Raw genomic sequence first — 7,323 nt, 5'->3', positions numbered from 1 at the left:
ACGTTCAGAATAAATGCCAAGTAGTAGCCGATAAATTAGAGCAAAAGCACGAATTACAAAGGGTACAAGGGCGAAAGGTAGTTTATGACCCGAGCCAAGAAAAAGGCTATCGCTTTACAACCAAGCAAGAAAGGGATCTTGCAGGTATGCAAAAGCGAAGTCAAGCCATAACACCAAAGAAAGAATATGTAAAAGAACACGTAACTAAGGCAATGGCTGAAAGCCGAAGCCTTACAGAGTTCAAAGACAGACTTGCAGAGAAAGGCATTCGAGCAGAGCTCACAACCAATGTACGAGGTTTATCGGGTACAAAATATATCTACAATGGAGCATCTATAAAGGGAACAGACATCAAGGTTAAGGCTAAGGAAGTAGAAAAGAATATCGAAGCGAACAGAGCCAAGCCACAGCAGGAACAAGCTATCGACAGCCGTAAAATAGAAAAGTTAGAAATCAATCACGAAATCAAGATTTTTAACGAGGTTAAAGGAGTTCATCGACAGATAGAAAAGTTAGACCAAGAGAATAGAAACAACGCTCAACACGGGTTTAAAATGAGTTATCAGAGTTTAGACAAAGACTTTGAAGTCAAGGAGGAAAAGGGCAGGTTAATGCTTTATGATAACAAGAATTACAGCACCACAGATATAACAGAACTTAAACAGATGCACGCAAGCGAAAGCAAGCGACACCAAGAGTTTAAGCAGTATCTTGATAACAAGGCTAAGTATGACGAGTTAATGCAAACAGAGCCGAAGAAAGTACCTCTATTCTTTGGAAAAGAAGAAAAAGCCTACAATGAAAGACTTGCAAAGGCTAAGTATGAAGCAACAGAACCGAAGCGACCTAAAGACGAAGCCTATCCAATGACTAAAGTACAGCAGGAACTTAAGAACGAAGAAAGAGACCAATATAAAATCGTAATCAATATGAAAAATGAACTAAAAGCGAAGATTGCTCAAGCCAAGAAAAATGAGCAAGGACACAAGAAAGAAGCTACTCAAGAGAATAGCACAGCTAAGAAATTAACTAACCAAATGGAAGCCAACCGAGCGAAGAACCTTGAGAAGAACAAGGATAAAAAACGAGGTTTAGGACGTTAAAACAAATCACTATGAATGATGCAGAATACGCTTTAGAACGGAGTATGCGAGATATTAAGAATACTAATATCCAAGAGCTACAAGCAGACCTAAAAGAAAAAGGGTACACACTTCACATCGCCAAAGAGGGGGCAAGATATAACTTTGTGATATCCAAAGACTCGGACAAGTCTATTCTTATGGATAGTAAGAACAAAGTACACTACCACCAAATGGAAACAGCTCTCAAGAACCTTGAGCGAAATAAGGCAACTCAAGAGAGAGCGACAGACAAAGAGCGTAACGCTCAAGTACAGCAAGCTAAATACAACATAATGAGGGCAGAGCTTGCGAGAAAAGCCCATAATCAAGAACAAAAAAGAGATAAAGAAAAGGGGCAAAACAGATTTTAATAAACATTTGAAATATCAGAACTATGAAACAATTACAATTTGACAATCAGAAGAAGCAAGGAAGCGTATTTATGAAGCTAATTAAGTGGGGTGCTATCGCTTTTGTAGCGTGGTTTGCACTTACTATGCTTACATTTATGAATAAACGCTTAGCAGGCTTAATTTTCATCGGGGCAATAGCTTACGGAGGTTACAGAATTTATAAATTCTTAAAACCTAAAGTCGCACCCAGTGTAAACGATAACAACAGAAACAACAACGAAATACAAATCAATGGTACGACCACGATTGAGAACCCATACGCAGGAGTTTTTATATCGGGTGGAGCAGGTTCGGGAAAATCTAAATCCCTTGTAGAACCAATCATTAAGCAGGCAGGGCGAAAAGGATTTACGGGAGTTATTTACGATTTTAAATTCCCCGAATTGGCTAAGTATGTGAATACAGCGTATGAGAACAGCGATATCACACCCTACTATGTAAACTTTTCAGACCTTAACCGAAGTCACAGAATAAACCCAATTGCACCGGAACTGATGAAGAATGAGAGTTACGCTCGAGAATTCGCCTTTTCAGTCCTTGCAAATCTAAATACTTCAATGATATCAAAACCCGATTTTTGGAGTGATAACTCGGTTACTTTACTATCGGCAGTATTTTGGTATTTAAGATGCGAACACCCTCAATATTGTACATTACCACACGCTATTGCAATGGTTTTACAGCCTGATTTTAAAGCCTTATTGCATACACTTATGACTAATCAAAAGTGTTCAGATATGGTAGCACCTTTGGCAATGGCTTATATGCAGGGAGCAGATAACCAACTTGCAGGACAAGTTACCTCGTTGCAAGTTGCTTTAGCTAAGATTAACAGCAACGAATTATACTACTTACTTACGGGTTCAGATTTCAGCTTAGAGTTAAACGACAGCGATAAAAAAGGAATTTTAGTATTAGGGAATGACCCAACACTAACAAGCACATACGCACCTGTTATCGGATTGATTTTAACGAGTGTAAGCAAGCAGTTGAATAGACAAGACAAAGAGAAATCAGTCTTTCTAATGGACGAGTTTCCGACAGTATTTGTTCCTAATGTAGAGCAACTTCCTGCAACAGCACGAAGCAATAAAGTTGCTACTATCTTAGCTTGTCAAGATATATCACAGATAGTCGATAAATACGGAAAAGAGAAAGCAGATACTATCCTTTCTAACTTAGGTAATCAGTTCTATGGAAGAACACCTAACCCACTAACAGCAAAGCGAGTGAGCGACATATTTGGAAAGGCTGAAAAGCAAGTAGTATCACAGAATGAAGAAAGAGGACTTATTTTTAACTCTCACAAGGCTAATACATACAGCACTCGAGAAACTGACATCGTTAAAGCACAAGACGTTGCAAATCTAAATACGGGAAGTTTTTACACAATCTTAGCAGAGGGAAGAACAAGACAAGGACTAAGCAATATCCCAATGGATAGTAAGTTCACTAAAACAGATATACTGCCTTTTAAATCAGTTACAGAGTATGACTTACAAAGAGCTTATGACAATGTAAAATACGAAGTATCACACATATTGGTTAAGATAGAGGACTAACTTTTCTATTTTACGGAAAAGAATAAAAGCACCAGGATAAAACGATCTGCCTACATTTCATTTCGGCAGCGTTATATCTTGGTGCTTTTGCGTATATTTGCGACTCAAAACATATGCAATTGTTATATGGTTTGATATTTCAAAATGGGGGTTTAGCTTAGCTTTGCCCCCTTTTGTATTTCTGTAGTGATACGTTTTTCAAACTCATCACGTTTCGGAGTTCCGACCTTTCCAATTACTTCATCAATTACACTATCAAGTGTATAAGTCTTGTTTTCTTTTGATTTTGACATAGTTCTATTATTTGAAATTACCCAATACATCAGCAAGACTTTGGCTCTCGCTTGTCCTTTTCTCTCTTATTGTTTTCTCAGCTTTGATTTTCTTTTCTTCTTTAGCTGTTTTTACGTCGTTTAAAAGACTTTTAAGTGATTTTATAACATACCCTTTCGGATTTATAGTTTCGCTCGCAAATCGTCTTAAATCGGCTAATTTGTCTATTAATTCGCCTTTGTCTAAGACTTGGTAAAGTTCCTCGAATAAATCGCAGTTGTTTTTTATCTCTTTTTCTGTAAACCCATATTGAGCCATTAAATACTCTTTATCCGTTGGCTCAAGATAGAAGCGTGTAGATGTCTGTTTGCCTAATTGCTTTGCTTTTAAGTCCTTGTTTTCCTTGTCAGCTTGGTAGATAGGGATAAATTGTAAAGAAGTGATTTTACGCCCAGTCTTAAGTTCTTTGTAAATGAATGTGTACGGACTTTTCTCGTCAAGTTCTTTCTTTGCAGGTATAACAACCCTTTTTATGAAATCAGCAGGACGACCAATGTATTTATCAGAGATTTTAAACATTTCTTTTAGTCCGTCAATGCTGTAATTAATTGGTTTTGATTGGTTAGAGAACAACTCATAAAAACGCATTGAGTATTCGGATTGAAAGCTCATAGCAGTAACAAGCTCATACTTGCGATAGCCTTTTGAGAAGTCCATAAGAGCGTTGTAAATCCAATCAGCAACATAGAATGTAATAGTATCTTTTCGCTTCTCTAAATTCACGTTAAAGACTATCCCTGCACACTTGTAAACGATATTATCCTCATACTCTATGATTTTTTGTGATAAGGTTCTAAAGGCTTCTTTTATTCGTTTATGGTTCTTGTCTTTGTCCTCGTCAGTTAAGAACGCAGAATAAGGCATATTGTATTCAACAGAACGATGTAGAGTAGGATTAACAGCGTACTTTGAGTTAAGTTTCTTTCCCTCTAATAAGTTTTGATTTAGTTCTATAATGCGATATAATATGCGTTTCTCATAGACTGAATAATCATACTTAGCAGTAGTAAGTATGTAGCTTTGGAGAACTTCTTTATCATTGATTTTCATAGTTATGTGGTTTTATTACGACTTGATGAATACAAAGATAAACAAAATTACGACACAAAAAACATAAGTCGCAGATAGTATTCAAAAAGTCGTAGTTAAGTATCAAAGTTAGTATTCAAAAAGTCGTAGTTAAGTATTCAAAAAGTCGTAGTTCAGATTTTGAAAAACGCTCGTAACCCCAATAAAACAAGGTGTTCCCGAAGTTTTTTAAAAACCCCGATAAGTTATAATCTATAAGCTATAATTAATTTATTTATAATTATAGTCTTTTAAAGGAAGTTATTCTGTTGAAATTCAATAAGTTATGTCAATATGTCAGTACATCTGCATCAAGTGAGAAAAGAAAATCAAATCAAATCAAGAGAGAAAAAAGTGTTCCGCCCGCGCGACTTTTTTGTAACTATTTGATTTTTAATGTATTACGTTTAAAAGTGTCGGAATTATTATAACTTTGAACCTTTTAAACCATATTTATATCTTTGTTTAAATAATTACTTAGATATGGTTGAAGAAAATATTGAAGATTTAGGATTGCTTCTATTGATGCACCAAGCAGATAGAAGCGATATCGTTGATAGAGCCGAAGTAATGAACGCTTTAAACGAATAATAGAGTTAACTTTTCTATCTATCGAAGTTTTATCGCTGAAACAATGGAGGGGGTTCCCTCCTCTATTGATGAAGTGAAAAGATGAAGTATAAAAAAAGCCTGCAATCTCTTGCAGGCTTTTTATTTGTTGTTTTGATGTTAGAATAGCACGTTCCAAATGTTATCCTCTTTTGTGAACGATTTCGATCGTTCCTCTCTCTTACCATTCATAACCATTATTATATTGCTTTTGAAATTGGTATTCTCTGCAACCTCGCCATCTACAATGTAGCTTACGGCTACTGATTTAGCGTTTGGAGCACCGAAAACAATTAAATGCTTATTCTTATCGCCTATATAGTGATAAGTGGCTGTAATGTCGTCCGAGAATAGAAGCTCCCATTCTTGAGCTTCTTTTTGCTCTCTTTGTGGGTTATCAGTTACAACCGTAACAGCTAATTGAAAATCATTATCCGACAAAACAGAGTTTAAATCTCTCTGATGATTGAAGTGAATAATATAATTTTTAGTTGTTGGTTCTGGCGTTGCTGAATTGTCATCAGATGAACAAGAAGTCATAGCCATAGCAAGCATCAAAACAGATGCGAAAATTGATTTTTTCATAATTATTATACGTTTAATATTTCATAGGCTAAAGTACAACCTTATTTTTAATATAACAAATTGAATATCAAATATTTATAATTGTAATTACAAATATTAATCGGTGATTTAAGACCTCTTTTTTCGTTTTTTGTTCTTTTTCATAGGAACGACCAATTTAAGGCTTAAAATCAGCCTTATTTTAACTCCTCGTTTAAGCATTTTTAGCACCCTCTTTATCATATCTTTTTATCCTTGATTTTATATATGTATAAAAAATTACTTTGCCCCTTTTTTGGACCTATCAAAAAAGACCTTTTTCAAAGGCTTTTTCTAATCAAAAAAAAGCCAAAGGAAAGAATTTCCTTTTCCTTTTTTTCGACACAAGCCATTCTGATAAGAGCCTTTTTCAAAGGCTTAGGGATTGGCTTTGAAAAGCCAATGTGATGCCCCTTAATCGGGGCATAGATTTTCCCAATTATAGAAAGCTGCTCGCTTTCTATAATCGTAAAAATCACAAATACAGCAATTAAAACATTTGGCAATGTTTTATTTACTATATTTGTCGTGCTGATGAAGAAGCAAGGTGCCAAAACGTATATACAATTTCGCTACGCTTCATTGATATACTTATTTGGAACCTTGCCCTACGGGGTACGAATTTTTTTACGCTTCGCTAAAAATTCGGGGGAAAAGTTCTCCGAACTTTTGGCAAAAATCGCAAGCAATTTTTTATGGAAAAACAGAACGAAAAGAAAAGAGGTAACTATAAATCTGAAGAACAAAAACGCAATCAAAATATTTTGATACGTGTTTCTTCAGATGAAAAAAAACGCATTGAAAAAAATGCTAATCGAGCAGGTAAAAACGTGAGCGATTTTACTCGAGATATCTTACTCAATGGAGTGATTTTTTCAGCTCCAAAATTGGAGGAAAAAACAGAGGAAAAAGCACCCGAAATTTCAAGCCATAATTTAGGGATTGACAAGCGTACTTTTTTAGGTTTGGCAAACAACTTAAATCAGCTCACAAAATACACACATCAAACCAAAGAATTAGACAAAGATTTGCACGATACAATCAAACTAATTCAACAATTAATGATTAAGATAACGCAGAATATATGATAATCAATGCAACAACAGGGCAAGGCTTTACGGGGGTACTTTCTTACGTTGAGAAAGAACACGAGAAAGGACTAACCCAAGAGCAACGCCCCGAAGTTTTGCAAGAGGTTAATTGTTTTGGTAGTGCCAAAGAAAAGGCACAGCAGATGCGATTTGTCGCCCAAGAGAACAGCAAAGCATCAAGACCAGTGCTCCACTTGTCAGTATCTTTTCAAGAGAATGAGAAACTAACACCACAGCAGAGGGATAAAGTTCTGAATGATGTAGCGAAAGAGTTCGGAGCGACACCCGAAAATAATCAGTATGTAATAGTAAAGCATAACGATGCGAAGCACGAACACTATCACATCGTAATAAACAAAGTCGGGTTTGATAAGAGCAATATCAGTACGCAATACGTTCAGAATAAATGCCAAGTAGTAGCCGATAAATTAGAGCAAAAGCACGAATTACAAAGGGTACAAGGGCGAAAGGTAGTTTATGACCCGAGCCAAGAAAAAGGCTATCGCTTTACAACCAAGCA

8 protein-coding genes are annotated in these 7,323 nt (G+C 35.9%); 5 read left to right on the top strand and 3 right to left on the bottom strand.

Annotated elements, in window-relative coordinates; genetic code table 11:
- The 3 genes from H4K33_RS15965 to H4K33_RS15955 all read left to right on the top strand — a co-directional run.
- Nucleotides 1-1,103: hypothetical protein (locus H4K33_RS15965; RefSeq protein ID WP_182650802.1), on the top strand; the 1,103-nt coding region annotated here is incomplete at its 5' end.
- An 11-nt stretch (nucleotides 1,104-1,114) separates the two neighbouring features.
- Nucleotides 1,115-1,495 (top strand): hypothetical protein, encoded by a 381-nt coding sequence (locus H4K33_RS15960; protein WP_182650800.1) that lies wholly within the window; start codon nucleotides 1,115-1,117, stop codon nucleotides 1,493-1,495.
- A 23-nt stretch (nucleotides 1,496-1,518) separates the two neighbouring features.
- The gene (locus tag H4K33_RS15955) at nucleotides 1,519-3,099 is read left to right on the top strand and encodes a type IV secretory system conjugative DNA transfer family protein (protein WP_182650798.1); all 1,581 of its coding nucleotides are present in this window, start codon (nucleotides 1,519-1,521) and stop codon (nucleotides 3,097-3,099) included.
- A gap of 152 nt (nucleotides 3,100-3,251) precedes the next feature.
- Here H4K33_RS15955 and H4K33_RS15950 read toward each other — a convergent pair whose 3' ends face one another.
- The 3 genes from H4K33_RS15950 to H4K33_RS15940 all read right to left on the bottom strand — a co-directional run bounded on the left by H4K33_RS15950 (nucleotide 3,252) and on the right by H4K33_RS15940 (nucleotide 5,694).
- The gene (locus H4K33_RS15950) at nucleotides 3,252-3,392 is read right to left on the bottom strand and encodes a hypothetical protein (RefSeq protein ID WP_182650796.1); all 141 of its coding nucleotides are present in this window, start codon (nucleotides 3,390-3,392) and stop codon (nucleotides 3,252-3,254) included.
- 7 nt (nucleotides 3,393-3,399) lie between these two features.
- Nucleotides 3,400-4,482 carry a replication initiation protein gene (locus tag H4K33_RS15945; protein ID WP_182650794.1) on the bottom strand — a complete coding sequence of 361 codons (1,083 nt, stop codon included), beginning with the start codon at nucleotides 4,480-4,482 and terminating at the stop codon, nucleotides 3,400-3,402.
- A 747-nt stretch (nucleotides 4,483-5,229) separates the two neighbouring features.
- A complete protein-coding gene (locus H4K33_RS15940) occupies nucleotides 5,230-5,694 on the bottom strand; it encodes a hypothetical protein (RefSeq protein WP_182650792.1) in 465 nt (154 codons plus the stop codon).
- Nucleotides 5,695-6,407: 713 nt separating this feature from the next.
- Here H4K33_RS15940 and mobC point away from each other — a divergent pair.
- The gene (gene mobC, locus H4K33_RS15935) at nucleotides 6,408-6,800 is read left to right on the top strand and encodes a plasmid mobilization relaxosome protein MobC (RefSeq protein WP_182650790.1); all 393 of its coding nucleotides are present in this window, start codon (nucleotides 6,408-6,410) and stop codon (nucleotides 6,798-6,800) included.
- Nucleotides 6,797-7,323, top strand: a 527-nt coding sequence (locus H4K33_RS15930) for a relaxase/mobilization nuclease domain-containing protein (protein ID WP_182650787.1), incomplete at its 3' end; no start/stop codon positions are given. The genes mobC and H4K33_RS15930, both read left to right, overlap by 4 nt.

Origin of the sequence: Myroides sp. WP-1, from assembly GCF_014145635.1 — a bacterium.
Lineage (GTDB): Bacteria > Bacteroidota > Bacteroidia > Flavobacteriales > Flavobacteriaceae > Flavobacterium.
Note: the sequence above shows the minus strand (reverse complement) of the source record. Positions and strands in the feature narration are given on the sequence as shown.

What these genes read in the sequence shown, in the direction of transcription:
- H4K33_RS15960 (WP_182650800.1), top strand. Translation starts at nt 1,115, where the DNA reads ATGAATGATGCAGAATACGCTTTAGAACGGAGTATGCGAGATATTAAG.
- H4K33_RS15955 (WP_182650798.1), top strand. Translation starts at nt 1,519, where the DNA reads ATGAAACAATTACAATTTGACAATCAGAAGAAGCAAGGAAGCGTATTT.
- H4K33_RS15950 (WP_182650796.1), bottom strand. Translation starts at nt 3,392, where the DNA reads ATGTCAAAATCAAAAGAAAACAAGACTTATACACTTGATAGTGTAATT.
- H4K33_RS15945 (WP_182650794.1), bottom strand. Translation starts at nt 4,482, where the DNA reads ATGAAAATCAATGATAAAGAAGTTCTCCAAAGCTACATACTTACTACT.
- H4K33_RS15940 (WP_182650792.1), bottom strand. Translation starts at nt 5,694, where the DNA reads ATGAAAAAATCAATTTTCGCATCTGTTTTGATGCTTGCTATGGCTATG.
- mobC (WP_182650790.1), top strand. Translation starts at nt 6,408, where the DNA reads ATGGAAAAACAGAACGAAAAGAAAAGAGGTAACTATAAATCTGAAGAA.